General features: G+C 30.3%; 25 protein-coding genes. 19 read left to right on the forward strand and 6 right to left on the reverse strand.

Annotated features, from left to right (window positions below; genetic code table 11):
- The first annotated feature begins 97 nt into the window (after positions 1 to 97).
- The 7 genes from mnmE to CLVI_RS12445 all read left to right on the forward strand — a co-directional run bounded on the left by mnmE (position 98) and on the right by CLVI_RS12445 (position 7,325).
- Complete coding sequence (gene mnmE, locus CLVI_RS12415) at positions 98 to 1,477, forward strand: tRNA uridine-5-carboxymethylaminomethyl(34) synthesis GTPase MnmE (RefSeq protein ID WP_106060450.1); 1,380 nt, start codon at positions 98 to 100, stop codon at positions 1,475 to 1,477.
- A 10-nt stretch (positions 1,478 to 1,487) separates the two neighbouring features.
- A complete protein-coding gene (gene mnmG / locus CLVI_RS12420; RefSeq protein ID WP_207655379.1) occupies positions 1,488 to 3,368 on the forward strand; it encodes a tRNA uridine-5-carboxymethylaminomethyl(34) synthesis enzyme MnmG in 1,881 nt (626 codons plus the stop codon).
- Positions 3,369 to 3,383: 15 nt separating this feature from the next.
- A complete protein-coding gene (rsmG, locus tag CLVI_RS12425; protein ID WP_106060452.1) occupies positions 3,384 to 4,103 on the forward strand; it encodes a 16S rRNA (guanine(527)-N(7))-methyltransferase RsmG in 720 nt (239 codons plus the stop codon).
- A 122-nt stretch (positions 4,104 to 4,225) separates the two neighbouring features.
- Entirely contained in the window at positions 4,226 to 5,008 is a 783-nt protein-coding gene (locus CLVI_RS12430) for a ParB/RepB/Spo0J family partition protein (RefSeq protein ID WP_106060453.1), read from the forward strand.
- A 132-nt stretch (positions 5,009 to 5,140) separates the two neighbouring features.
- On the forward strand, positions 5,141 to 5,908 hold the full coding sequence (locus CLVI_RS12435; protein WP_106060454.1) for a ParA family protein: 768 nt from the start codon (positions 5,141 to 5,143) through the stop codon (positions 5,906 to 5,908).
- A 10-nt stretch (positions 5,909 to 5,918) separates the two neighbouring features.
- On the forward strand, positions 5,919 to 6,779 hold the full coding sequence (locus CLVI_RS12440) for a ParB/RepB/Spo0J family partition protein (protein WP_106060455.1): 861 nt from the start codon (positions 5,919 to 5,921) through the stop codon (positions 6,777 to 6,779).
- Between the two features lie 39 nt (positions 6,780 to 6,818).
- Positions 6,819 to 7,325 carry a DUF4446 family protein gene (locus tag CLVI_RS12445; RefSeq protein WP_106060456.1) on the forward strand — a complete coding sequence of 169 codons (507 nt, stop codon included), beginning with the start codon at positions 6,819 to 6,821 and terminating at the stop codon, positions 7,323 to 7,325.
- Between the two features lie 129 nt (positions 7,326 to 7,454).
- On the opposite strand, the gene yyaC is transcribed toward CLVI_RS12445, so the two are convergent.
- Positions 7,455 to 8,057, reverse strand: coding sequence for a spore protease YyaC (gene yyaC / locus CLVI_RS12450; protein WP_106060457.1), 603 nt, complete (start codon positions 8,055 to 8,057; stop codon positions 7,455 to 7,457).
- A 55-nt stretch (positions 8,058 to 8,112) separates the two neighbouring features.
- Positions 8,113 to 9,264 carry an aminotransferase class V-fold PLP-dependent enzyme gene (locus tag CLVI_RS12455; protein ID WP_106060458.1) on the reverse strand — a complete coding sequence of 384 codons (1,152 nt, stop codon included), beginning with the start codon at positions 9,262 to 9,264 and terminating at the stop codon, positions 8,113 to 8,115.
- 174 nt (positions 9,265 to 9,438) lie between these two features.
- Here CLVI_RS12455 and CLVI_RS12460 point away from each other — a divergent pair, with 174 nt between their 5' ends.
- From CLVI_RS12460 to proC, 12 genes are all read left to right on the forward strand, one after another.
- Positions 9,439 to 9,687 carry a putative Se/S carrier protein gene (locus tag CLVI_RS12460; protein WP_106060459.1) on the forward strand — a complete coding sequence of 83 codons (249 nt, stop codon included), beginning with the start codon at positions 9,439 to 9,441 and terminating at the stop codon, positions 9,685 to 9,687.
- Between the two features lies 1 nt (position 9,688).
- A complete protein-coding gene (locus tag CLVI_RS12465) occupies positions 9,689 to 10,594 on the forward strand; it encodes a mechanosensitive ion channel family protein (RefSeq protein ID WP_106060460.1) in 906 nt (301 codons plus the stop codon).
- Complete coding sequence (locus tag CLVI_RS12470) at positions 10,594 to 10,785, forward strand: DUF951 domain-containing protein (protein ID WP_106060461.1); 192 nt, start codon at positions 10,594 to 10,596, stop codon at positions 10,783 to 10,785. The genes CLVI_RS12465 and CLVI_RS12470 overlap by 1 nt, the downstream gene beginning before the upstream one ends.
- 103 nt (positions 10,786 to 10,888) lie before the next feature.
- The gene (rpsF, locus tag CLVI_RS12475; protein WP_106060462.1) at positions 10,889 to 11,176 is read left to right on the forward strand and encodes a 30S ribosomal protein S6; all 288 of its coding nucleotides are present in this window, start codon (positions 10,889 to 10,891) and stop codon (positions 11,174 to 11,176) included.
- Positions 11,177 to 11,191: 15 nt separating this feature from the next.
- Positions 11,192 to 11,644 carry a single-stranded DNA-binding protein gene (locus CLVI_RS12480; protein WP_106060463.1) on the forward strand — a complete coding sequence of 151 codons (453 nt, stop codon included), beginning with the start codon at positions 11,192 to 11,194 and terminating at the stop codon, positions 11,642 to 11,644.
- A gap of 57 nt (positions 11,645 to 11,701) precedes the next feature.
- Entirely contained in the window at positions 11,702 to 11,917 is a 216-nt protein-coding gene (gene rpsR / locus CLVI_RS12485) for a 30S ribosomal protein S18 (protein ID WP_106060479.1), read from the forward strand.
- A gap of 150 nt (positions 11,918 to 12,067) precedes the next feature.
- Positions 12,068 to 12,388 (forward strand): MazG-like family protein, encoded by a 321-nt coding sequence (locus tag CLVI_RS12490; protein ID WP_106060464.1) that lies wholly within the window; start codon positions 12,068 to 12,070, stop codon positions 12,386 to 12,388.
- 23 nt (positions 12,389 to 12,411) lie between these two features.
- Entirely contained in the window at positions 12,412 to 14,355 is a 1,944-nt protein-coding gene (locus tag CLVI_RS12495; protein WP_106060465.1) for a DHH family phosphoesterase, read from the forward strand.
- Between the two features lie 2 nt (positions 14,356 to 14,357).
- The gene (rplI, locus tag CLVI_RS12500) at positions 14,358 to 14,804 is read left to right on the forward strand and encodes a 50S ribosomal protein L9 (RefSeq protein WP_106060466.1); all 447 of its coding nucleotides are present in this window, start codon (positions 14,358 to 14,360) and stop codon (positions 14,802 to 14,804) included.
- A gap of 12 nt (positions 14,805 to 14,816) precedes the next feature.
- The gene (lonC, locus tag CLVI_RS12505; RefSeq protein ID WP_170065663.1) at positions 14,817 to 16,718 is read left to right on the forward strand and encodes a Lon family ATP-dependent protease; all 1,902 of its coding nucleotides are present in this window, start codon (positions 14,817 to 14,819) and stop codon (positions 16,716 to 16,718) included.
- 30 nt (positions 16,719 to 16,748) lie between these two features.
- Positions 16,749 to 18,083, forward strand: a complete 1,335-nt coding sequence (locus tag CLVI_RS12510) for a replicative DNA helicase (protein WP_106060467.1) — start codon at positions 16,749 to 16,751, stop codon at positions 18,081 to 18,083.
- 21 nt (positions 18,084 to 18,104) lie between these two features.
- Positions 18,105 to 18,905 (forward strand): pyrroline-5-carboxylate reductase, encoded by an 801-nt coding sequence (proC, locus tag CLVI_RS12515; protein ID WP_106060468.1) that lies wholly within the window; start codon positions 18,105 to 18,107, stop codon positions 18,903 to 18,905.
- A gap of 92 nt (positions 18,906 to 18,997) precedes the next feature.
- On the opposite strand, the gene CLVI_RS12520 is transcribed toward proC, so the two are convergent.
- The 4 genes from CLVI_RS12520 to CLVI_RS12535 all read right to left on the reverse strand — a co-directional run bounded on the left by CLVI_RS12520 (position 18,998) and on the right by CLVI_RS12535 (position 24,142).
- On the reverse strand, positions 18,998 to 19,345 hold the full coding sequence (locus tag CLVI_RS12520; RefSeq protein WP_106060469.1) for a hypothetical protein: 348 nt from the start codon (positions 19,343 to 19,345) through the stop codon (positions 18,998 to 19,000).
- Positions 19,346 to 19,479: 134 nt separating this feature from the next.
- Positions 19,480 to 21,255 carry a methyl-accepting chemotaxis protein gene (locus tag CLVI_RS12525; RefSeq protein WP_106060470.1) on the reverse strand — a complete coding sequence of 592 codons (1,776 nt, stop codon included), beginning with the start codon at positions 21,253 to 21,255 and terminating at the stop codon, positions 19,480 to 19,482.
- A 176-nt stretch (positions 21,256 to 21,431) separates the two neighbouring features.
- Positions 21,432 to 21,890 (reverse strand): GyrI-like domain-containing protein, encoded by a 459-nt coding sequence (locus tag CLVI_RS12530; RefSeq protein WP_106060471.1) that lies wholly within the window; start codon positions 21,888 to 21,890, stop codon positions 21,432 to 21,434.
- Between the two features lie 77 nt (positions 21,891 to 21,967).
- Positions 21,968 to 24,142 carry a methyl-accepting chemotaxis protein gene (locus CLVI_RS12535; protein WP_106060472.1) on the reverse strand — a complete coding sequence of 725 codons (2,175 nt, stop codon included), beginning with the start codon at positions 24,140 to 24,142 and terminating at the stop codon, positions 21,968 to 21,970.
- Positions 24,143 to 24,221 lie beyond the last annotated feature (79 nt).

A 24,221-nucleotide genomic window follows, 5' to 3' on the forward strand; every position in this document is an offset into this window, starting at 1 on the left:
TTTTATTTTTGACTTATTTATTATTATTTTGTAAAATATAAAGTAGTTTAGATAGAAGTATAATAATTATAAGAGGCACTTCTAAGGAGGATAACTAATGAAAGAATTTGATACTATCTGTGGTATCGCTACACCAATAGGTGAAGGTGGTATTTCTATAATAAGAATATCTGGAAGTAACGCTTTGGATATTTTGAATAATATATTTACAGGAATAAATGATTTTAAGGTTTTAGATATGAAGAGCTATACTATGAGATATGGCTATATTCACGATGCTAAATTTAATAATATTATAGATGAAGTTATTGTTAGCTATATGAAAGGACCTAAAAGCTTTACTGCAGAAGATGTTGTTGAGGTTAATTGCCATGGTGGAGTAGTCGCTACTAATAAAGTTTTAGAAGCAATAATTAAATCAGGTTGTCGAATTGGGGAGCCAGGTGAATTTACTAAAAGAGCTTTTCTTAATGGAAGGATAGATTTAACACAAGCAGAAGCAGTTATCGATATTATAAGAGCTAAGACAGATCTTTCAATGAAGTCTGCTGTTATGCAAAGTTCTGGACATCTTTCCCGGGAAATAAATAGATTAAGAGAGTATTTATTAAACACTTTAGCTTTAATTGAATATTCGATTGACTTTACTGAAGATGATGAGGAAGTTGATGAGAGTATTCCAATTAGGGTATCGGAGCAACTAAATACAGCTATTAATGAAATGGAGATATTACTTAAGGGAGCAGATGAAGGAAGAATAATTAGAGATGGATTAAATTTAGCTATAATTGGAAAACCAAATGTAGGAAAGTCATCTTTATTAAATATTCTTCTTAAGGAAAAAAGAGCTATAGTGACTGATGTTCCTGGTACAACTAGAGATGTTATAGAAGAATATATTAACTTAGATGGTGTTCCAGTAAAAATTATGGATACAGCAGGAATTAGAGATACTGAGGATATAGTTGAGAAAATTGGGGTTGAAAAGTCTAGAGAAAAGATGGATCAATCAGATTTGGTTGTTTTAGTTCTTGATTCATCTAGAAAGCTAGATAATGATGATAAGGAAATAATTGAAAAAATAAAAAATAAAAAATATATTGTTATTTTAAACAAAGTTGATTTAGAAACAAAGGTTGATGAAGAAGATTTAAAACATCTGAAAAACATTATTAAAATATCGGCTACATCAGGGTTTGGAATAGATGATTTGAAAATAAAAATCAAAGAATTATTTTTTAGTGGAGAAGTTAATACTGAAAGTTTAATTATTTCTAATAATAGGCATAAACAAGCTCTTAATAGAGCTTTAGAAAATTGTAATGAGGCTGAGAAAAGAGTAAAATTAAATGAGTATTTAGATTTAATTTCAATTTATGTTACTTCAGCTTTAAAGTCTTTAGGAGAAATTACTGGAGCAGAGCTTGAAGTGGACTTAGTTAATAAGATTTTTAGTGAATTTTGTGTAGGAAAGTAGGAGTATTAAGATGGAATATAATGCAGGCGAATTTGATATTATTGTTGTTGGTGCTGGTCATGCTGGATGCGAAGCAGCCTTAGCTGCTTCTAGGATGGGTCTTAAAACATTAGTTTGTACAATTAGTTTAGATGCTATTGGTATGATGCCTTGTAATCCTAATATAGGGGGTACTGCAAAGGGACACCTAGTGAGGGAGATAGATGCGTTAGGTGGCGAGATGGGAATAAATATAGATAATACATTTATTCAATCTAGAATGTTAAATACATCTAAAGGACCGGCTGTTCACTCATTAAGAGCACAAGCTGACAAATCTAAATATCAACATAGAATGAAAAAAGTCTTAGAAGAGCAAGAAAATCTTCAAATAAGACAAATAGAAGTTACTAGATTATTAGTTGAAAATAATAAGATTTATGGAGTAGTGACTAGAAATGGAGCTACATTTAATTGTAAAGCTGTAGTTTTAGCAACTGGTACATATTTAAGGGGTAAAATTATAATAGGCGATATAAGTTATAATGGCGGACCTGATGGATTATTTGCTGCTAATGACCTTTCACAATCCTTATTAGATTTAGATATTACTTTAAGGAGATTTAAGACAGGAACGCCAGCAAGAATAAATAGACGTTCTGTAGATTTTTCTAAAATGAGTGAACAAAGTGGAGATAAAAGTATTATTCCATTTTCTTTTATGAGTGGAGATATATCTAGAGAACAAATTTCTTGTTATTTGACTTATACTAATGAGAAAACTCATAAAATAGTACAAGAAAATATAGGCAGATCACCAATTTATAATGGATCTATAAAGGGTATAGGCCCAAGGTATTGCCCATCTATAGAGGATAAGGTAATGAGATTTCCTGAGAAAACACAGCACCAAATATTTATTGAGCCTGAGGGAGAAGATACTTTAGAAATGTATGTTGGTGGAATGAGTTCATCACTGCCAGAGGATGTTCAAATTAAAATGTTAAGAACTTTAAAAGGCTTAGAAAATGTGGAAATGATGAGAACCGCATATGCTATTGAATATGATTCTATTGATCCTACTCAGTTAAACTCTACCTTAGAATTTAAAAATATTAAGGGATTATATGGTGCTGGACAATTAAATGGAAGTTCTGGATATGAAGAAGCTGGTAGTCAAGGTCTTGTAGCAGCAATTAATGCGGCTTTAAAAATCAAAGGCAAAGAACCTTTAATTTTAACTCGCTCAGATGCTTATATAGGAGTCCTAATAGATGACTTAGTTACAAAGGGAACTAATGAACCTTATAGAATGATGACCTCTAGAGCAGAATATAGACTCCTTTTAAGACAGGATAATGCCGATTTCAGGTTAACAGAAATAGGACATAATATTGGATTAGTTAAGGAAGAAAGATATATAAAGTTTGTTAATAGAAAAAATGATATTGAAAGAGAAATTGATAGAATAAAAAAGCTACAGATTACAAATAAAAAAGAAGTTAATGAGTTCTTAGAAAAACTTGGTTCTTCAGAATTAAGAAAGCCAACTAGTCTTTATGAGTTAATTAAAAGACCTGAAGTAGACTATTTTTCATTAGCCCCATTAGACTTAGAGAGAAAAGAGTTTAGTAAGGATATAGGCGAACAATTAAATATTATTTCTAAGTATGAAGGATATATTGTTAGTCAATTAGAACAAGTTGGTCAATTTAAGAAAATTGAAAAGAAATTAATTCCTGTAGACATTGAATATCTTAATGTTAGAGGATTAAGAACTGAAGCTATTCAAAAGCTTAGTAATATTAGACCAATAAGTATTGGGCAAGCATCAAGAATTTCTGGTGTTTCTCCAGCGGATGTTTCTGTTTTATTAGTTTATTTAGAACATCAATATAGTAAAAATAAATAAAATCAGGGGGTAAATATGAGGTTTCAGGAGTTAATGAAGGAAGCTGCTAAAGATGTAGATATGGATCTAACTGATAAGCAGTATGAACAGTTTATAAAGTATATGAGGCTTGTTCAAGAATGGAATCAAAAAATTAATCTTACAACAATAACGGAAGATGAAGAGTTTATAAAAAAGCATTTTATTGATTCTATTAAAGCATTTAAGAGTAATGAATTAAAGGAAGCTAAAACTTTAATTGATGTAGGAACAGGTGCAGGATTTCCAGGATTACCTATAGCTATAATGAATAAAAACATACAGGTTACATTATTAGATTCTCTAAACAAAAAAATCAACTTTCTTGATTTAGTTGTAAAAGAATTAGATCTTAAAAATGTAAAAACAATACATTCTAGGGCAGAAGATGGAGCTAAAGATAAGAAGTTTAGGGAAAAATTTGATATAGCTGTTTCAAGAGCTGTGGCTAATATGGCAGTATTATCTGAATTTTGTCTTCCCTATGTTAAGCTTAATGGTTCTTTCATTGCTTTAAAAGGTCCTGCAGTTGAGGATGAACTTAAAGATTGTAAAAATGCACTTGGAGTACTTGGTGGTAAATTAAAAGAAGTTATAAAAATAGACATTGAAGATACGGATTTAAAACACAATATAGTAGTGGTTAATAAGATAAAAGAATGCCCCTTGTCATATCCTAGAAAAGCTGGTTCTATAACAAAGAAACCTTTGAAATAAAATGTAAAAACATAAGAAATTAAAATTTTATTAAAATATATTTGTAAAAAGAAGGAAATTAAGCAATGTTATAGAATTTATAATTAGACACATAAGTAGAAAATATAAGGGGATATATTAATATGAGCAATGAAATTGTAAAAGTGAAAATTGAAGATATAATTCCAAATATGTATCAGCCTCGAAAGTACTTCCATGAAGCGGCGTTAGAAGAGTTATCTCAATCAATTATAGAACATGGTATTATACAACCTTTAACTGTAAGGAAACGCGGAAGTATTTTTGAGCTAGTAGCTGGAGAAAGAAGATTAAGAGCTGCAAAATTAGCAAAATTAGTTGAAGTTCCATGTGCTATAGTTGATATTACAGATACTGAGTCAGCTCAAATAGCATTATTAGAAAATTTACAAAGGGAAGACCTTAATTTTATAGAAGAGGCAGAGGCTTATTTCAATTTAATTCAAGATCACCATTTTACTCAAGAAGAAATTGCAGTTAAAATGGGTAAGAAACAGTCTACTATTGCAAATAAGTTAAGACTTTTAAAATTATCTCCAAGGGTTAGAGATTTATGTTTGTATAATCGACTTACAGAGAGACATTCTAGAGCTTTACTTAGTTTACCAGAGGAAGAACTTCAGCTAAAAATAGTCGAGAACATAATTATAAATGATCTAAATGTAAAAAATACTGAAGAATTAATCAATAAAGAATTATTGAAGTTGGCTGGAAAGCAATTGAATGAGAAGACTAAGAAGAAAATAAAAGCAGTATTCCCAGCAAAATTATATGTTAATACAATTAAACAAGTATTTGATAAATTCAACATTCCTGCTACTTATAAATTTGATGATAAGGAAGATTATATTCAGATCACGGTAAAAATTCCTAAATCGAAGAACTAATGTCCAGTGATATTGTATATGTGTATATATTATACAATAATAAAGTTTTTATAAATCTCTTTTAATATGCTATATTTATATATATACTATTATCATGAAAGGTGGTGTATGCTCTATTATTTGGAGCTATATATGAAAGTTATTTGTATATTCAATCAAAAGGGTGGGGTAGGTAAAACAACCACTAATATTAATTTATGTTCCTATTTAGCTATGGAAGGCTATAAAGTTTTAACTTTAGACATTGATCCTCAAGGTAATACTACAAGCGGTCTAGGATTAGATAAAAAAAACTTGGAATTATCTATGTATGATGTTTTAACATCAGTGACACCATTAAATGATGTTATTATAAAAAGTGATTTAATTCAAAATCTTTCAATAGCACCATCAACTATGGAATTAGCAGGTGCTGAAATTGAGATAATCCAAGAAAATGATAGAGAACAAATATTATCAAAGAAAATAAAAGAATTAGAAGTAGAATATGATTTTATTTTTATAGATTGTCCTCCTTCATTAGGATCTTTAACTATTAATGCGTTAACTGCTAGTGATTCTGTTCTTATACCTATACAGTGTGAATTTTATGCTCTAGAAGGTGTAAGTCAGTTAATTAATACTGTACAACTAGTTAAAAAATCATTGAATAAAAATTTAACAGTTGAAGGTGTATTGATGACCATGTATGATTATCGTACTAATCTAAGTAATGAAGTTTTTAAAGAAGTTGAAAAGTACTTTAATGATTTGATGTTTAAAAGTACTATACCAAGAAATATCAGATTAGCTGAATCACCTAGTTTTGGTCTTCCTATAATGTTATATGATGAAAAATGCAAAGGTGCAAAAGCATATCTAAATTTTACGAAAGAATTTTTAGAAAGGCAAAAATCATAGGTGAATTATTATGAGTAAAAAATTTGCTTTAGGTAAGGGGTTAAGTGCACTTATACCTGAAGAAATTCAAAGTGATATTACTAAAGATAATTTATTAATTTCACTGAATAAAATTAAGAATAATATTAATCAACCAAGAAAGGCTTTTGATAATGATAGCTTAGTTGAATTGGCTGAATCTATTAAGAATCATGGTATAATTCAACCTTTAATATTAAAGAAAGATGGATTAGATTATATAATTGTTACTGGAGAAAGAAGATGGCGTGCTGCTAAACTTATAGGATTAAAAGAAGTACCAGCTATTGTGATGGAATTGACTGAAAAAGAGGTTTTAGAAATCTCTATAATAGAAAATATTCAAAGACAAGATTTGAATCCTATAGAAGAAGGTTTAGCTTACATAAGGTTGCTTTCTGAATTTAAGCTTACTCAAGAAGAGTTAAGCAAAAGAATAGGAAAATCAAGAGTTACTATTACTAATGTTATGAGACTTATTAATTTAGATGAAAGGGTACAGCAATATTTAATTGATGGAGTACTTTCAGAAGGTCATGGAAGAACTTTATTAAGAATTCCATATATGGATATTCAGTATGAAATTGCTCAAAAAACTATTGATAATAAACTTTCAGTAAGAGAATTAGAGAATGTCGTTAAGAACATGTTAATTGCTAAAGAAGATACTAGAATGCAATTTAAACAGGAAGAAAAAGAACGAAATCCTTATTATAAGGATGTGAAAAATAAACTACAGGATTACTTTGGAACTAAAGTAAATCTAAGCTCAAAGAAGAATAAGGGCAAAATAGAGATTGAATACTATTCAGAAGAAGATCTTCAAAGGATTTTAGATATAATGAGTTTATAATGTTTCACGTGAAACATTATTAGAAAGGATGTAAGCAACTTGGAAAGTCTTTTTAATAATTTAAATAATTATCTTCCATATATATTAGGAATTATGGCTCTAATTATATTGTTGTTATTTATATTAATTGTAATTTTATTTAAAGCTGTAAATAAAGTTGAACAAAGATATAGAAAACTAATGAGAGGAGTCTCAAACAAGAACTTAGAATCGTTAATCACTAGCCAATTAGAAAATATCGATAAGTCAAATAGTATTTCTCAGGAAACACTAAAGAGATGCAATGAACTAAGCAAGATTATTGAAAAATGTGCTCAAAAAGTGGCCATAATAAGATATAGGGCTTTTGAAGATGTTGGAAGTGATTTAAGCTTTTCCATTGCAATGTTGGATGGTAATAACGATGGCATAGTACTAACCGGACTTTATGGAAGACAACAAAGTACTACCTATGCTAAACCAATTGATAATGGTATTTCTAGATATGATCTATCGGAAGAGGAAATATTAGTTATAAAAGAAGCAATAAATAATAAAGCCAATTAATATAGCTGTTTGGAATAAAACTAAAATTTATTCCAAACAGCTATTTTTATATAATATAAAATTTGAATGTTTCACGTGAAACATATGCAAAATTACTAAATAAAAAAATGTTCCACGTGAAACATTTTTTTATGAGTTAGGAAAAATCAATAAATCCTCTATAAAATCACATGAAGATTTTGTTCTGTCAGAACACTTTAAAACAAAATGATAAATTCCGTTAGAAATTGAATCCGCCAAGCTCATTACCGTAAATAATCTTGTGTTTTGTAATACCATAAATTCAAAGGCTCCACATATATTAACAATTCCGGTAATACTCATATTACCGACTGGTGGGAGTGATTTATTTAAAGCAAGCCCTGGATATAGGGGCTTGTTACTAATGAAAATCTTCCCTACACTATCAAAATGACCTAAACAAGAATCTATAGCAATAATAAATGGATTATCAAAGTTTTCATTTATTCTCTCTAAAACAATAGCTAAATTTTTTGCATGAATAGGATTTGATAGTGTTCCATAGATATAAAAATTTTTTTTCTTTAGATAACGAAGCTTATAACCTATTAAAGGTCCTAAAGAGTCTCCGGTAGACCTATCGGTACCGATACATAAGAAAATAATATTTCTATTTTCTTTAACAATTGGTTTAAGCTCTTTATATAAGTAATCCCTAACTTTGCAATACGAGTTTGTTGAATTAGAATCAATAGAAAAATAATCATCCATAAAAAAACTCCTTTAATGAAATTATTACCAATAAAGGAGTAAAATATGCACAAACTTAAAAATGATATTTTATATTGTTAATTACATCAATCGTATAATCAATTTCTTCTTTAGTGTTAAAAAGACTTAAACTTAATCTAATAGTTCCTCTAGGATAAGTTCCAATTGATTTATGAGCTAATGGAGAACAATGTAATCCGGATCGGGTTTTAATTCCTTTAGAGTCTAAGAAAAAAGCTATCTCTGATGGATCGCAATCTTTATAATTAAAAGATAAACAAGAAGTGGAGTTTAAATTGTTAGGATCACCGTAAATAATTATACCATCAATGTTTTTAAGTCCACATAGAAGCATATTTCTTAAATAAAGAATGTTTTCTTTTATTGAATCTACACCTAAATTATTAATATAATCTATACTAGAAATCAAGCCAATTATTCCAGGCATGTTTAATGTTCCAGATTCAAATTTATCAGGAAGAAATGTAGGCTGGTCTAGTGAATGAGATAGGCTTCCAGTGCCTCCACATATAATTGATAGGCAAATAGAATTAAGGGAATCGTCAATAATAAATCCACCAATACCTTGAGGCCCAAGCAAACTTTTATGACCTGTAAAAGCTATAGCATTAGCATGAATTTTATTCATATCAATATCTATCACTCCAGCGGACTGAGCAGAGTCTATTATAAAGTAAATTTTAGCGTTAAAACATATTAAACCAATCTCTTCAATTTGTTGTATTGATCCTGTAACATTAGAAGCATGAGATAAAATCACTAGTTTTGTGTTTGGTTTAATTAACTTCCTTATATCATCAGGACAGATAAACCCAAATTCATTTCCTTGAACAAGGTCTACCTCAACCCCTAAAGTTCTTTCACAATCCTTTAATGGCCTTAGAACAGAGTTGTGTTCCATTGTAGAGGAAATCACATGGTCTCCGGAAACTAATATTCCTTTAAGTAATATATTTAAAGACAGAGTAACGTTGTTTGTAAATATAACATTCTCAGCCTTAGAGAATTTAAAAAAATTAGCAATGGTCTCTCGAGCAAGTAATAATTTTCTGTTACTATCGAGAGAATTAGAATAGTTTGCCCGATTAGCATTACCACCAACATTGATAAGATAATCATAGATTGAATCGGCAACCACCTTGGGCTTGGGAAAAGTAGTACTAGCATTATCTAAATAAATATTCATAAATACACCTCTATAATTTAATAGTATATAACAATTAACTCTATTTTAAATAATAGTATATTTTACATAAATGAGAAAGTATTATGTACATCTATATAAATTTTAGCAAACTAATTTTTACATAGATAAAAAAACATATATAATAGAAATCAAAACCAGGCTTAGGAGGAAATTATGAAATATTATATTATTGTATATAAAAACACCTTGAATGCAATGCAAGCAGAAAAGGTGTTAAATGAAAAAAAATATCATTTCAAGATAATGCCTACACCAACGTCGATAACTCAAAGCTGTGGAATATGTACAAGATTCCAAAGTAAAGATGAGATAGAGAAAATAATTAATGAAGATATAATAATATATAAAAATATTTATTATAGAAATAGTGAAGGATATAAATTAATTAAAGAGGGAGAATAATATGATTGAAAATAGTTTTTTAAATATAATAGAAGATGGTATTAATATAGGAAGTTTCACTTTAGAGCTGGATCAAATTAATACTATTTTAGATAATACTATTGTACAGAAAGTAATAAAAATAGTAATAACATTAATTGCAATATTAATTGTAATAAAATTAGGAAACTATATAATTGAGAAATTTATACAAAGGCAAATTAAAAGTAATGGAAAATTTTCTATGAATTTAAAAAAAGTTAATACAGTAGGAGCAGTATTAAGGAGTATATTAAAATATACTACTTACTTTATAGGTGGTTCTGCAATACTCTCAAATTTTTTTAATGGATTGACAGTAGGCGCGGCTGGTGTAGGTGGTGTAGCCATATTGGGTCTTGGAGCACAAAGCTTAATAAAAGATGTAATTAATGGGTTTTTTATATTATTTGAAGACCAATATGGGGTAGGAGACCATGTAACTTTGGGAAGTTTTGGAGGCATAGTTGAAAGTATTGGGATTAGGAGTACTGTAATAAGAGGTTTTAATGGAGATGTTCATGTGATTACAAATGGATCTATAGTAGAGGTTACTAATCATTCAAGGGGCAACATAAGATTTCTTGTAGATATTCTTATTCCATATGAAGAGGATGCAGATAAAGCAATAAAAGCAATATCTAAGGTAACGGAAAAATTTAAAGATAAAAACGAAGCTGTAACAGATCCGGTGGAAATACTCGGAATAACTTCTTTAAATCAGTCCAGTGTAACCATAAGAGTAGTTGGAAAGAGTATGCCACTAACTCAATGGAGTATGGAAAATAAATTGAGAAAAGAAATAAAAGAAGCATTAGAAGCGGAAGGAATAAAAGCACCTTATCCTAAAACTGAGTTTATAAATAATTCCAAGGGGGAAGTATTATAGTGGTAGAGAGATTTGATTTAGGTAATATAGTAGAGATGAAAAAAAAACATCCTTGCGGAAGTTATAATTTTGAAGTCATAAGATTAGGAGCAGATATCAAAATTAAATGCACTGGGTGTGGAAGGATAGTTATGATTCCAAGGGCAAAATTTCTTAAAGGAGCTAAAAAAATAATTAAAAGTGAAGAATAAATAAATAATACTTGAAAAATAGAGAGGAAGATGATAGAATAATATATTGTAATCCCTGCTGTGTAAAGCATAGCCGTTAGTCCGGGGGGAGGAGGTGAATTAGATGAGAAAGTACGAAACTATATTCATACAAAGCCCATCATTCGATGAAGAAACTGTTAAAGTTAACATCGAAAAGTTTAAGGGTGTAATAGAAAATGGTGGCGCAACTATTGAAAATGTTGATTTTTGGGGTAAGAGAAAACTTGCTTATGAAATCAAAAAGGTAAGTGAAGGTTATTATACTTTAATACATTTCACTTCTGGTCCAGAATTACCAAAAGAATTAGATAGAATATTTAGAATTACTGATGGAATTTTAAGACACATAATTGTTAAAGAAGAAGCGTAAGATGGAGGTATTGTAATGAATAAGGTTGTTCTTATAGGCAGACTTACAAAGGATCCAGAATTAAGATTTGCTGCAGGAAGTGGAAATGCTGTTAGCAGATTCTCACTTGCTGTAACTAGACAATTCAAAAAAGAAGAAACAGATTTTATTAATTGCGTAGCATTTGGTAAAACTGCAGAAACAATATCACAATACTTAACAAAAGGGAGTCAAATGGCTCTTACTGGAAACATTAGAACTGGTAGCTATGATGCTAAAGATGGAACAAAGAGATATACAACAGATGTTGCTGTAGATAGCTTTGAGTTCATAGGTTCTAGAGGTGGACGGGATAACGCTGATTCATTTAATGGTGGACATAATAATTCAGATTCTAATTATTCAGCTGAGCCAAAGAAGGATTCCTTCAATGGTGGAAGTTTCAATGATGACATAACTCCTGTAGATGACGGAGATATGCCATTTTAAAAAATTCAAGGTAAGGAGGAAAATGTAGTGAGAGATGCAAGAAGACCAGGCGGTAAAATGAGAAGAGCAAGAAAGAAAGTATGTGCTTTCTGTTCAGATAAAGTTGAAACTATAGATTATAAAGATGTTTCTAAGCTAAGGAAGTATGTTACTGAAAAAGGTAAGATATTACCAAGAAGAGTTTCTGGGGCATGCGCTAAGCACCAAAGAAAACTAACTTTAGCAATTAAGAGATCAAGAAACATAGCACTATTACCATTCACAACTGATTAGAAAATATGAACCTCTGATATATATCAGAGGTTTTTTAATATATTAAAATATATTAATTTACAGTATATGTAATAATATCAAGAACTATTCTTGCAATAGTGTATAAAAATAACTACAATATATATACAAGGCAAAATAGGAGTGAATATAATGAAACGTAGGGAACTTAACATAATGGAAAATGTTAAAATGATAGAAAATTTAAAAGCTCAGTTACTTTGTATTATTGGAGAATTTTTTAGATTATTGACCAAGGGTACCAATGTAGCTCAAGATGCAATTTTAGAATGCATTTCCGGGGCAGTAATAATACTTTATTTATTAGGTAGAAAGTTAGGATATTCTTTGCCAGAAATAGACCATACTATGAAGACTAAGTTGGATATGGGGATAAGAGCAGAAGACCAAATTGAAAAAGAAGGAAAAAGTCTTAGTGAATTAAAAAATTATATAGGTAATAGAAAAGAGTAGCAAAATACTCAGGAGGCTATCATATGAAAAATCTTAAAACAATTCATCCATATCTAATACAACTGCTCTTAGTAGTTATATCTATAATGTGCTTTTATTTTGAATATTTACCCCTGGGAGTAGTAATATTAACTATATACTTAGTATATAATCTCTATTTGCTAATTAAATATAAAAAAAGAGATATGGATACTGACAGATTAATCAAGGATATTGATGAAGGAATATCAGAAAATTTTTGCAGTATAGGTATGCCGGTTGTTTTAATAAAGGATACAGGAGATATTGCATGGCATAATGAAAAATTTAAAGAACTACAAAAAGATGAGGACATAATAGGTAAAAATATAGTAAGCATTATAAGAGGGTTAAATATAGATAAAAAATTAAAGTATAGAGATTCCTCACATCAAAGAATAAGACATAATGCAATATTATATGATGTATTTAGTAGTAAGATAGAACAAAGAAAAGAAAAATTCCAACTTATATATTTTAGTGACATAACAGAATTAGTTGGCTTAGAAAATATAGAAGAAAGTGTAGTCTTAATAGAAGTAGACAATCTTAGTGAGGCCTTAGACACAACAGAAGAGGAGAATAAACCTTTAGTAGTAGCAGAGGTAGAGCGTGCAATAAATGCTTATGCTCACAAACTTCGTGCTATGATAAAAAAATATGATACTAATAAATTTGTTTTATCAGTACAGGATAAATATATTCAAGAAGAGATTGAAAAAAAATTCAATATACTAGATGATATATCTAAAATTAATAAAGGAAATAAGCTTGAGTTAACATTAAGTATAGGCGTAGGACGCGGTGGAGTATCACCTAATGAGAATGATAGTTTTGCTGTAGTTGCTAAGGAGCTTGCCCTAGGACGAGGTGGAGATCAGGTTGTTGTGAAAAAAAATGAAGATATAAAATTCTTTGGTGGAAATACTAAGGAAATAGAGAAGAGAACAAGAGTAAGGGCAAGAGTTGTTTCCCACGCTTTAAAGGAATTAATATATGAAAGTAGTAAGGTCTATATTATAGGGCATACAAATCCTGATATGGACTGTTTTGGTTCAGCTGTTGCTTTATCATCCATAGTTAAGCAATTAGGTAAAGACTGTAATATTATTTTAAATAAGGATACTAATGCTATACAATATTTTTTAGATAGATTAAAATCTAATGAGGGATATGATGGAAGGTTTATATCTGTAGAGGAAGCCTATGAAAATCTAGATGATGAAACATTAGTTATAGTTGTGGATGTTCATAATAAAAGCTATATCAGCAATACTGAGTTTGTTGAAAAGGCTAAACGAAAAGTAATAATAGATCACCACAGAAGAAGTCCTGATATAATTGAAGGAACTATGTTAAATTATATTGAGGTATATGCATCATCAACAGCTGAGATGATAACAGAAATAGTACAATATATAATGGATAAACCTAAGTTAGCTAAAGAAGAAGCCGAGGGTCTTTTAGCAGGAATAGTAATGGATACAAAAGGATTTTCATTTAAAACAGGTGTTAGAACATTTGATGCAGCCTCCTTCTTGAAAAATAAAGGAGCAGATACTATTGAAGTCAAAAAGATGTTTACAGATAATTTACAGGATTATCTATTAATAGCAGAAACAATAAAATCTGCAAAGTTAGATAATGAAAATAATACTGCTATAGCCGTATGTCCAAATAACGTTGATACAGTAATTGTAGCTAAATCGGCAGATGAATTACTTAATATATCAGGAATTTTTGCTGCTTTTGTGTTAGCTAATATAGATGGAGACATTTATATTAGTGGTAGATCTGTTGGAGATATAAATGTACAGATTGTACTCGAGGCCCTTGGTGGCGGAGGTCATATGAATATAGCAGGAACTAAGTTAATTGGTGTTACAATAGAAGAAGCATTAAGTAAATTGAAAGAGACTATGACAAAATATTTAAAGGTTGGTGAATAACAATGAAAGTAATTTTATTACAAGATGTTAAGACTATGGGTAAAAAAGGTGATGTTATAAAAACATCAGATGGATATGCGAGAAATTTTTTATTTCCAAGAAAATTAGCTCAGGAAGCTACAGATGTTAGCATGCACATATTAAATAACAAAAATGAACATGAAAGAAAGCAAAAGCTTTTTGAATTAGAAGCAGCGCAAAAGTTAGCAGGAGAACTAAAGGGAAAAGAAGTAAAAATTACAAGTAAAACAGGTGAGAGTGGAAAGCTTTTTGGAGCTGTAACAAATAAAGATGTGGCGGAATTAATAAATGTTCAATATAAAGTTATAATAGATAAGAAAAAAATTGTTATGGATACAATAAAAGTTGCAGGAACATATGAAATAGAAGTTAAGTTATACCCAAAGGTAGCAACTAAGATGAAAGTTATTATTGTGCCAGAAAACTAAGGAGGAAAGACATTGGATTTTAGTGAAGAAGAAAGACTTTTAAAGGGGATGCTAGCAGGTAATCTTTCTAAAGAAGTACAGATAAATGTATTATTTGATATATTAGAAAATGTATTAGAAAAGGGTGCAGTTAGAGCTAGGACAGTAAAGTATAAACTTCAAAAATATGTAGGTTCTACTAATGTATGTGAAAGAATATACGCTTTAAATATGATTGCGTCTGATGGAAAAGGACTAGAAATAGTTCCAAAGGAAGAAGAGTTGGATAAGGTTTTAGAAGATACTGTTGATTGGATATCTGAAAATATAGCTAGAAAATTTATCCAAAGCAAAATTGAATCCAAGGTAGAACAATCAATAGTAGAGAAGCAGGAAAAATATATTGATGATATAAGACTATCTGTTATAAAAAAGCAAAGAGGTAGTGAAAATAATAAAACTAAGAAGAAATATGATGACTTAGTTGATTTAGATAACAAGATTACTAGTAAGAACATAATGAGTCTTTTAAGACCAGAGGAATTATATGAAGTAGTTGGGCAAGAAAGGGCTATTAAGTCTCTTTTATCAAAGCTATCTTCACCTTATCCTCAACATATTATATTATATGGACCGCCAGGAGTAGGGAAGACAACTGCAGCAAGACTAGCTTTAAATGAGTCTAGGGCATTAGCATTTACGCCATTCAATAATGATTCTAAGTTTGTTGAAGTAGATGGAACAACTCTAAGATGGGATCCTAGAGAAATTACTAACCCATTATTAGGATCAGTACACGATCCAATATACCAAGGAAGTAAAAGGGACTTAGCTGATATCGGAGTTCCAGAGCCTAAGCCGGGATTGGTTACAGAAGCTCATGGTGGTATATTATTTATAGATGAAATTGGTGAGCTTGATAATATACTTCAAAATAAATTGTTAAAGGTTCTAGAGGATAAGAGGGTAGAATTTTCATCATCTTATTATGATCCAGATGATGAAAATACACCTAAATATATTAAATATCTTTTTGATAATGGAGCACCAGCTGATTTTGTATTAATTGGAGCTACTACTAGAGAGCCAGGAGATATAAATCCAGCTTTAAGATCAAGATGTACAGAAGTGTTCTTTGAACCTTTATCTTCAGTGGATATCCAAGAGATAGTAGAGAACGCTGCTCAGAAGCTACAGGTTAAGCTAGAAGATGGAGTGGCTGAAATTATAGGCAGATATACTATAGAGGGTAGAAAGGCAGTTAATATATTAACAGATGCCTATGGATTTGCTCTATATAGTGAAAAAGCATCTAATGTTGAAGGCGTAGTAATAAAACTTAAAGATGTTGAAGAGGTTATTTCTATAGGAAGGTATACTCCTTTTGAAAGACAGGACAATGGAAATAAGTTTGAAGTAGGCCATGTTAATGGATTAGGAGTAAGTGGATTCTTAGGTTCTACAATTGAGATAGAAGCAGTGGTGTTTCCATCTAAAAAGAAGGGAGCCGGGACTGTAAGATTTAATGAAACTGCTGGTTCTATGGCGAAGGATTCTGTATTTAATGCAGCCTCAGTTATAAGAAAATTTACAGATAAGGATATTAAGGATTTTGATATTCATGTAAATGTAATTGGTGGAGGGAAAATAGATGGACCTTCAGCAGGAGCTGCTATTACATTATGCTTAATCAGTGCTTTGTTAGATAAACCTTTAAGACAAGATATAGCTATTACCGGGGAAATATCCTTAAGGGGAAATGTTAAACCTGTAGGTGGAATATTCGAAAAGGTATATGGGGCTAGAAGAAAAGGAATAAAATTAGTCCTAATTCCAAAGGATAATGAGAAAGAAATACCAACCGGATTAACTGATATTGAGGTAAGGGTAGTTAATAATATAGAAGAGTTAATGAAAATAGTATTTCAAAAATAGTATTTGAAAAATAGAAATGGAGGGGTACTTTTGGAGGCTTCAGTAATGAGAAGTTTACCTCAGAGTATAGAAGCTGAACAATCTGTAATAGGATCTATGATTATAGATAAGACTGCAATTGCTAAGGTTGCTGAGAAATTACAGGATACTGACTTCTATAGAGATGGGCACAAAATAATATATAGAGCTATATTCGATATGTTTAAAGAGGATATGGCTGTAGATATGTTAACTTTACTTGAACATTTAAAGTCTAGTGAACAATTAGAAAAGGCTGGTGGAGTGACATATATTACCGAAGTAAGCTCATCAGTGCCTACTACGGCTAATTTATCCTCATACATAAAGATAGTTGAAGAAAAATCAACCTTAAGAAAACTTATAAGGGCATCTACTTTAATTATAGAAGATAGCTATAATAAGCAAGGTGATGTGGAAAATGTCCTAGATAATGCAGAAAAGAAGATATTTGATATTGCAGAGAAGAAGAGTTCTAATGATTTCGAACCCTTAAATGTTGTTCTTGAAAGGGGCTTTTTAGAAATAGAAAGACTTTTTAATAACAAGGGAGAGATTTCTGGAGTAGGATCTGGAATAATGGATTTAGATTCTATGACCTCAGGCTTTCAAAAAGGAGATATGGTTCTTATTGCAGCAAGACCATCTATGGGTAAAACAACCTTTGCGTTAAATATTGCAGAACACGCTGCCCTTAGAGAAGGTAAAAGTGTAGTTATATTCTCTTTAGAAATGTCAAAGGAGCAGTTAGCGTATAAGCTACTTTGTTCAGAAGCTAATGTAGATATGCATAAGCTTAGAACCGGGACTCTTGAAGATAGGGATTGGGAGAATATAGCAAGGGCTACAGGTCCTTTATCTAAGGCTAAAATATACATAGATGATAGTGCAGGTGTCTCCGTAATGGAGATGAGATCTAAGTGTAGAAGACTTAAGATGGAGTATGGCATTGATTTAATATTAATCGACTATCTCCAGTTAATGTCGGGATCAAATACTGAAAGCAGACAACAGGAAGTGTCAGAGATATCAAGATCAATTAAGGGTTTAGCAAAAGAAATGGAATGTCCTATCATAGCCTTATCCCAGTTATCTCGTGCTCCAGAGCAAAGAGCTGATCATAGGCCTATGCTTTCAGATTTAAGAGAATCAGGGTCTATAGAGCAGGATGCAGATGTTGTTATGTTCTTATATCGAGATGAATATTATGATGCAGAGACTGAAGATAAGGGAATCGCTGAATGTATTATATCAAAGCAGAGAAATGGTCCTGTTGGGAGTATTAAGATGGCTTGGCTTGCTGAGTTCAGCAAATTTGCTAATTTGGATACTGTTAATTATCAATAAGAAAAATTTGGGGGCTATAAAATGAGTAAAAAAATTGGTTTTATTGGCTGTGGAAACATGGGAAGTGCCATGGTAGGTGGACTAATTAAGTCTGGATTTGTTAACAAGAAAGACATAATAATATCTACTAAAACAGAGACCTCAGCAAAGAGATTAAAAGAAGAACTAGAGGTAAATAGCACATTAGATAATAAGGAAGTTGTTAAGGCTTCTGATGTAATATTTTTAGCTGTAAAACCTTATATGTATAAAGAGGTCATTGAAGAGATAAAAGAGGGTTTATCAACTAATAAGCTTATAGTAACAATAGCTGCAGGTGTTTCTATTAAAGATATAGAAAACTGGCTTGGAGATGGATATAAGGTAATTAGGACAATGCCGAACACACCAGCGCTTGTTGGAGAGGCTATGTCAGCAATCTGTATTAATAAGAATGTATCTAAGGAAGAACTTGAATATGTTTGTAATCTATATAAGAGTTTCGGAGAATATGTAGAATTAGATGAAAAAGACTTTCATGGATTCATTGCATTATGTGGATCATCACCTGCCTATGTTTTTGTGTTTATAGAAGCTATGGCAGATGCTGCAGTTAAACTTGGAATGCCAAGGGCGAAAGCGTATAGAATGGCAGCACAAAGCGTGCTGGGATCAGCTAAAATGGTATTAGAGACAGGCAAGCATCCAGGAGAACTTAAAGATATGGTATGTTCACCTGGAGGTACAACAATATATGCAGTAGCAGAGCTAGAAAAACAAGGTTTTAGAAATGCTGTCATTGAAGCTGTAGTTAAGTGTGCTGATAAGTCAAAATCAATGTAATAAGAAAGCTATCTCATTTTTTTGAGATAGCTTTTAATATTATGTTTTGCAATTAAGACACCCTCTAAGAAGATTGCGTAGTAATTAAATTATTAATTATCCTCACCATCTTCGGGATAGTTATTATTAGAACCAAGTATTTTATAATCATTGTTAAGTAATGTTATGCTATTTGGAACTTTCAAAACGAAATTTTCTTTGATTTTCGCTTGAATATCTTTTAATAATTTAGGAGCTTCTTCCTCAGTAACATTAGTTTTGGTAACGAATGTTTCATTTGTACCTCTATCGTCAACATTAACATTTTCAACATAATATTGATCTTTAAAAAATACTTGGACATTAACTAATGTAAATTCTAATTTCTCAATTTCATTTTGTAATTTTTCATAATCTTGTTGATTTTTCTCAATTATACTAAATATTAATATAAATTTCAAATATTTAACATTAAAATATTCTTAATTTAACTTGGAAAGCGAAAAAAGCTACCTCAAGATAACTGCCTTGAGATAGCTTTTATGTTTTCTATTTTAATGTAAATGAAACTACCATTTAATTTAGTATTAATAAACTATAATTGTATCTTATCTACAAGTTTCCCTAGTCTATTTGCTATATCTTTTAATTCATCACTGTCTGAAGCTATGCTGTCCATACTAACCATCTGTTCTTGCATAGATGCAGAAACTTCTTCCGTCGCAGCGGCAGTTTCTTCCGAAACTGCTGAAATAGATTCAATAGAATGTACAATTCCATTTTTATCTTGATTTACTTTTTCTATGTTTTTAGAAAGTTCATTAATTTTCATTATGGTATTATTAATAGTTACTTCAATTACATTAAAAGACTTATCAGTATCTTCCATAGCACTATTTACTTCATTACCAAGATTTTCTCCAATATTCATGCTAGCTTTAGCTTTTTCAATTTCATTTTGAATTTCTTTAATAACAGTACCAATCTCTTTTGCCGAAATATCAGTTTCCTCAGAAAGTTTTCTTACTTCATCTGCAACTACTGCAAATCCTTTACCTGTTTCTCCTGCCCTTGCCGCCTCTATAGCTGCGTTTAATGCAAGAAGATTTGTTTGGGCAGCAATTCCCTGAATAGAACTTACTATTTTCCCAATTGAGGCTGATTTTTCTAATAGAGTTCCAATATTATTCGAGACCTCTTTAGTTGCAGAATTATTTTCCTCAAGTTTTACTTTTAAAGATTTAAAAGTATCTTTACTTGTTAAATTTACATCTTTAACTTCATGTGAGTATTCTTTTACCATATCTGAACTTTTAGCTGAAAGTTCAATTTCATCTGACAAACTTGATAAACTTTCTGCACCACCCTGTGCATCTGTAGCCTGAGAGACAGATCCTTTTGATAGTTCCTCCAGAGTTTGATTAATAGTGTTAATTGAGATAACTGTCTCACCAGTAGCTGAAGAGAGAGTATTAGCTAATTTTAAAATCTCTGTTGAATCACTCTTTATAAAATCTACAATATTTCTTAATTCTTTTCTTAAATTAATTACTGATATTCCTATCTTTCCTGTCTCATCTTTATATTTATTTATTATCTCAAAACTAGAATCATAGACTAAATCAAATCTTGCTGTTTTGTCTACCAGCTCTGTTATAAGCAGGATTGGCTTAGTTATTTTTTTACTAAAATAATAAGCAATTCCAGAAGATACTATTATTAATAGTATTAAAATTCCTACCATAATCACTAGGCCATTAATAAATGAATCTTGTAATTCTTTCTCTTTTTCAGAAACTACGGTATCTATATCGTCAGTATAATTTCCAGTTCCTATTATCCAATTAAAAGGTTTGAATTCTTGACTGAAACTTCTCTTTGGAAGTGGAATAGTTTCTCCTTTTTTAGGAAATGCATAATCAGAAAATCCACCATTTTCGTTCATACCTTGGCTAATTATTTCTTTTATAAGGAATTTGCCGTTAGCATCCTTACTTTCAAAACGATTTGTTCCTTCAGTTGCAGTACCATTTAAAACAATATTAACCCCATTCTCAGTATCGGCCCAAAAATAGCCATCTTTGCCGAATTTCAGACCCCTTAACTGGTCGGCCCCTTGCTTTTTAGCTTCTTCTATTGTAATTTCACCATTTTCAAACCTTTTATTTACACCGTCTAACATTGATAGAGCATTCTGAACCTGATAATTAATTTCATTATCAAAATTATCACGAATTGTTTTATCCAAGGTAGAAATCATATTAGTATTAGTGTTGTAATTTTGTATACCAACAAATGTACCTATAATTAGTGCTGTGCAAAATACGATAGAAATCGCCATTAAAATTATTTTTGAACTAATCTTCTTCATAAGATATCCCCCTCTTCCTTATATACTTAATGTAAAGGTTTATATTAACTATTATACATAGAAATATCCTATAAAGTAAACTTTTTTACGGTTTACTCTATAGGATATTAATTTAATATTTAATACTTTTGTAATACATATAAATTTACCAAAGTAATAGCGGTAAAAAATATTATCTAAAAAATATTAGGATTAATTGCTATAAAAATGTCAGTATGAAACTTGTCTATTTCTTCTACACATGTTACTTCCATTACATTAACGGAATAAAGTGAAGTAATTGGAATAAGCTTTTTATCTTGGATATATTTTTCCATTTCAATTACAGTATTATCAAAGCCTTGAGGATTACCCTTATGGGTAGACTTAAGTGCATTAATAAGCTTAAGTTCAGGTTTAAATTTAAACTGTTCTGTTTCTTTAAATTCTTTATCTACAGGTATTAATATTTCTAAATCAATTGTAGCTTGAGTTAATGAATAAGTTGTGCTGATTTTAGGACCAGTTATAGTAAGATTATTATCAGTAATAAACTTATACAATTTCTTTATTTTCTTTTGCATATCTTTTTCAGTAAAGTTTCCTCTAAAGCTTAATAGATTTTTATAATGTAGCTCTTGATTTTTTTCTATCATTAAATGAGACCTCCTATCAGTAAAATAAAAATGTTTATAAGAATTATTATAATACAAAAACACATATAAATCTTGTTTTATTTTAATGTAAATGAACCAACCATTTCGTTCAAGTTTTCTGATGAATACTCTAGAACATCCGTAGCTTGTTTTAGTTGCTTAATTTCTGATAAAATATTTTCAACTATCGCTAAGGATTCTTCACTCTTATTGGAGTTATTTTCAGTAGATAATTCAATTTTATCAGCCATGTTGCTAACAGATATCATGACCTGATCAATGCTTGAACTTTGGGAAGCTGTTATTTTAGAGATAGACTTCATTGAATGAGAAATGATATTTATATCCTCATTAATATTACTGAAGGAATCAATAGATACTCTAACACTTTCAGTTGATGTCTCTATCTTGCTATTTATTTCACCAGCATAGTCAAAGGTAGTTTGTGTTTGTTGTTGAATTTCATTGATAACGCTGCTTATAGATTTGGTTGCAGCATCTGTTTCCAATGCTAATTTAGAAATCTCTTGGGCAACCACTGCAAAGCCAAGTCCACTTTCACCTGCTCTTGCTGCTTCAATTGATGCATTTAAGGCTAGTAATTGAGTTTGTTTACTTATGCTACTTATAACAGTAACTACTTCTGTTATTTCTATTGAATGTTCCTGTAAATTACTAATTGCATTTACAGTATTCTTAATAGTTGTAGTTAACTCTTGCATATTATCTAAAACTTGTTTTGAAATATTTTGAGCTTCAGTTGAATTATCATTTGTATTTTCAATTACTCTTGCCACCTCTAATATAAGGCTGTCCATTTCTTGTATGGAGGCAGATATTTCTGAAAAATTGTTTTTTGTATTCTGAAAAACTGAATTTTGGTGTTGAGAGTTTTCTAATAAACTTACAACAGTATTTTCAATTTTATCCATGCCATCTTTAACTTCCTTTGTAATAGAAGAAACTATACTCACGGATTTCTTTGTAGTTTTAGCAGAATGTTTTACTCTATGTAGCATACTCATTTGGTTATTTATAAATTTATTGAACCATCTTGATAACTCACCTATTTCATCTGAGGACATTTTAGTAACTCTTTTTGTTAAATTACCTTCACCTTCTGCAATACCTTGAAGGATGGTTATTGTTCTATTTAAAGGAGATACCACCATTTTTTTACAAACAATAAGACTAGTTATACAAGTCATAATCCATGTTAATAATGATGAAATTATAGCGATATCTGAATTATGTTTAATTAAAAATCCATTTAATATTATAAAAATTGCGGATAAGGAAGATATAACTAGTGGAATTTTTAAATTAATACTTTGAAAATTATATATTTCATCGATATCACCTTCACACATCATTCCCCAGGTCTCATCGCAATTAGGTGGAGTAATTAATATTCCTTTTCCTCCCACCATAATATGTCTATAATCTGGATATCCAGGCCAACAATCTAAATTTTCTCCATTCTTAATGGTATTAGAAACGCCTGGATGTAATGAGTCTGTAGCTGGATCATTAAATATGATTTCAAATTCAGTATAATCTTTAATTTGTACTAAACCCCAACTTTTTGTTTTTATGCCATCTTTAAGGTTCTCACCTAAAGTAAAAGCATTATCTTCGAATCTACTTCTGGAGATAGCAGTCCCTGGTGCAATGCCTCTATTAGAATTTACCATAAACAAATAATTATCTCCTGAGTCTTTATAAATGTGAGTATCTTCATCTTGTATTACATTACTCATATCATCATTTAAAGTCCTGCAGCATATAACTCTTGGAAGTCCATCATGATTTTTACAAGGACTAGAAAACATTAAGGTAACAGCATCAGCAAAAGTTTTGTTGCTTAAATCAGTATCTAAAGTTCTTTTATCTATATATGGACCATACATCAATGAGGCCCCATCTAATCCTCTTTTGAAATTAGCCAAGTCTTTCATGTCTAATCCGATATGTTTTTTGCAAGAAGAAACAGATACAATTCCATTCTCGTCTAAGACAAAGATTTCACAAAAATCCTCATATTTATTCACATTTTCAGCTAAAAAATCATAAACCACAGTATCTTTATTTTCTAGCAATAAAAGAGAATTTTTAATAGTTTCGATTTGAGCCCATTTATCCTTGAACCAATTATCCAAAGCTTTTTTCCTTCCGTTTGAAATCCCCTCAAAAACCTTTTCTGAATGTTGTCTTAGATTTCTGTTTAATAGATATTTTAATTTTAAAGCCATATTAAAGTGCCCCCCAAATTATATTAGATCAATAAAATTGATCTATCAAAAACATGAATATGATAAGTAAAAGGTACAT

This window comes from Clostridium vincentii, from assembly GCF_002995745.1.
Classification (GTDB): Bacteria; Bacillota; Clostridia; order Clostridiales; family Clostridiaceae; genus Clostridium; species Clostridium vincentii.

Excerpts from the sequence above, each read along its gene's own strand:
- rsmG (WP_106060452.1), top strand. The coding sequence starts at position 3,384 with ATGAGGTTTCAGGAGTTAATGAAGGAAGCTGCTAAAGATGTAGATATG.
- mnmE (WP_106060450.1), top strand. The coding sequence starts at position 98 with ATGAAAGAATTTGATACTATCTGTGGTATCGCTACACCAATAGGTGAA.
- CLVI_RS12435 (WP_106060454.1), top strand. The coding sequence starts at position 5,141 with ATGAAAGTTATTTGTATATTCAATCAAAAGGGTGGGGTAGGTAAAACA.
- rplI (WP_106060466.1), top strand. The coding sequence starts at position 14,358 with ATGAAAGTAATTTTATTACAAGATGTTAAGACTATGGGTAAAAAAGGT.
- CLVI_RS12460 (WP_106060459.1), top strand. The coding sequence starts at position 9,439 with ATGAAATATTATATTATTGTATATAAAAACACCTTGAATGCAATGCAA.
- CLVI_RS12430 (WP_106060453.1), top strand. The coding sequence starts at position 4,226 with ATGAGCAATGAAATTGTAAAAGTGAAAATTGAAGATATAATTCCAAAT.
- mnmG (WP_207655379.1), top strand. The coding sequence starts at position 1,488 with ATGGAATATAATGCAGGCGAATTTGATATTATTGTTGTTGGTGCTGGT.
- rpsF (WP_106060462.1), top strand. The coding sequence starts at position 10,889 with ATGAGAAAGTACGAAACTATATTCATACAAAGCCCATCATTCGATGAA.
- rpsR (WP_106060479.1), top strand. The coding sequence starts at position 11,702 with ATGAGAAGAGCAAGAAAGAAAGTATGTGCTTTCTGTTCAGATAAAGTT.
- CLVI_RS12490 (WP_106060464.1), top strand. The coding sequence starts at position 12,068 with ATGAAACGTAGGGAACTTAACATAATGGAAAATGTTAAAATGATAGAA.
- CLVI_RS12525 (WP_106060470.1), bottom strand. The coding sequence starts at position 21,255 with ATGAAGAAGATTAGTTCAAAAATAATTTTAATGGCGATTTCTATCGTA.
- yyaC (WP_106060457.1), bottom strand. The coding sequence starts at position 8,057 with ATGGATGATTATTTTTCTATTGATTCTAATTCAACAAACTCGTATTGC.
- CLVI_RS12530 (WP_106060471.1), bottom strand. The coding sequence starts at position 21,890 with ATGATAGAAAAAAATCAAGAGCTACATTATAAAAATCTATTAAGCTTT.
- CLVI_RS12480 (WP_106060463.1), top strand. The coding sequence starts at position 11,192 with ATGAATAAGGTTGTTCTTATAGGCAGACTTACAAAGGATCCAGAATTA.
- CLVI_RS12440 (WP_106060455.1), top strand. The coding sequence starts at position 5,919 with ATGAGTAAAAAATTTGCTTTAGGTAAGGGGTTAAGTGCACTTATACCT.
- CLVI_RS12465 (WP_106060460.1), top strand. The coding sequence starts at position 9,689 with ATGATTGAAAATAGTTTTTTAAATATAATAGAAGATGGTATTAATATA.
- CLVI_RS12495 (WP_106060465.1), top strand. The coding sequence starts at position 12,412 with ATGAAAAATCTTAAAACAATTCATCCATATCTAATACAACTGCTCTTA.
- CLVI_RS12455 (WP_106060458.1), bottom strand. The coding sequence starts at position 9,264 with ATGAATATTTATTTAGATAATGCTAGTACTACTTTTCCCAAGCCCAAG.
- proC (WP_106060468.1), top strand. The coding sequence starts at position 18,105 with ATGAGTAAAAAAATTGGTTTTATTGGCTGTGGAAACATGGGAAGTGCC.
- CLVI_RS12535 (WP_106060472.1), bottom strand. The coding sequence starts at position 24,142 with ATGGCTTTAAAATTAAAATATCTATTAAACAGAAATCTAAGACAACAT.